Consider the following 1,649-nt stretch of genomic DNA (forward strand, 5'->3'; position numbering starts at 1 on the left):
GACACCGGCAGCAACGGCTCGACTACCTGCCACTGCTCATCGGTCAACTCATGCCTGCGCACCACGATCGAAGATCAAAGCAGACCACCACACCCCCTTTGAGGACAGGCCCTAGTCGCCCTACTGGCCGACGACTTCCACTTCGAGATGTCGGATTCCTTGCCCTACGGCGGTGTCTTCACAGGGCGGGACGAATTCGTGGCTTACTGGAAGGAAGTCGGCAAGGAATGGGAGTACTTCCGCTACGAAGCGCACGAAATCATCGATGCCGGGGACACGATCATTGTCCCGGTCCGCACAGACGCGTTGTCCACCCGCGGCATCCAGATGCGCAATGAGCACCTGTTCCTCTTCAAGGTGCGTGACGGCAAGGTCTTCTTCTGCCGCCTCTACGCCGACACCGCACGCGGCCGCGACGTGATCGAGGGCCACGCGCCGCGCAAGTACCCCCGGGCGGCGATCTCGTGACCCGCTTGGCACACAAAGGAAATCCGTGTCCAGGGGCTACGACGGGAGCCCGCCGACCGTGATCCTCGACGCTGCCGACCTCGACGAGGTGGCGACCTACAAACTGCTCATCGGCGGCATCCTGCCACGCGCGATCGGCTGGGTGAGCACTCAATCCGCCGACGGGGTGGCCAACCTCGCCCCGATCTCGTTCTTCACCGCGGTCTGCCGCAAGCCGCCCATGGTGTCCCTGACGTTGCAGCCACGCTCCGATGGCGTCACGCTCAAGGACACGCTGGTCAACATCAGGGAGACCGGCGAGTTTGTGACCAACTTGGTCACCTTCCCCCACGCGCACGCGACACACCGTTCAGCCGCCGAGTTCCCGCCCGAGGTCGACGAGTTCGAGGCGCTTGGACTGGGCAAGGAGCCGAGCGCGGTGGTCCGCCCACCGCGTGTGGCCGGGGCGCCCATCGCGTACGAATGCGTGCTGGAGCGCTGCCTGTCCGTAGGTGACGTCGGTGACCACGTCGTGTTCGGCGAGATCGTCCGCTTCCACGTGCGCGACGACCTCTACCTGGACAGAGGCCGGATCGACACGGGCGCTCTCCAGCCCGTCGGGCGGCTCGCCGCGGAGTACACGCTGGTCGAGAACGCGTTCATGACCCCGATCGGCGAAGAGCACGTCGCCGCGCGCTCGGGGCGGCGCATGGCGCGCCTCGACCACCGGCCCAACGACTGGTCCCCCATCGCCACCAGCTCGTGGTCGCCGTCCGGAGCCGTGAGCGTCGACGAAGGAGCATTGCCATGACCTGAAGCGCGACCCGGGAGGATCGTCATCTCACGCCGGACAGGTAAGGGCGCCGCGGCTCTCGTCGTACACCCCGGATTCCTAGACGACGCCACGGTCTGGCACACCTTCGCCGACCTAGCCGCCGAAGCGGACCTGGACGTCGCCCTGCTCGAACCCGCCGGAGTCGGCGGGCGCGCCGGCGCACCGGGCCCGTACACCCTGCAGCGGATGGCCGAGGACGCCGGTGCCGTCGTCGACTCGCTCGGCAAACCGTGCGTGGTGATCGGGCAGAGCATGGGGGCGCAAGTGGCCGAGCTAGTGGTCTGTGTTTGAAGTGGTCTGACGGTTGGACTTCTTGAGGATCTCGTCGGCGGTTTTGGTCCAGATGAAGGGGTGGCAGCGTTCGTTC

2 protein-coding genes and 1 pseudogene are annotated in these 1,649 nt (G+C 66.3%); all 3 read left to right on the forward strand.

Going from position 1 to position 1,649, the window contains the following annotated elements; genetic code table 11:
- Nucleotides 1-120: 120 nt before the first annotated feature.
- Nucleotides 121-468, forward strand: a pseudogene (locus tag AB0383_RS50045) (nuclear transport factor 2 family protein); the annotation flags it as partial.
- Nucleotides 469-493: 25 nt separating this feature from the next.
- Entirely contained in the window at nucleotides 494-1,258 is a 765-nt protein-coding gene (locus AB0383_RS50050; RefSeq protein ID WP_366191712.1) for a flavin reductase family protein, read from the forward strand.
- Between the two features lie 27 nt (nucleotides 1,259-1,285).
- Nucleotides 1,286-1,573 (forward strand): alpha/beta fold hydrolase, encoded by a 288-nt coding sequence (locus AB0383_RS50055; protein WP_366191714.1) that lies wholly within the window; start codon nucleotides 1,286-1,288, stop codon nucleotides 1,571-1,573.
- The last annotated feature ends 76 nt before the right edge of the window (nucleotides 1,574-1,649 follow it).

The organism is Amycolatopsis sp. NPDC051373 (assembly GCF_040689465.1).
In the GTDB taxonomy this organism is placed as follows: domain Bacteria; phylum Actinomycetota; class Actinomycetes; order Mycobacteriales; family Pseudonocardiaceae; genus Amycolatopsis.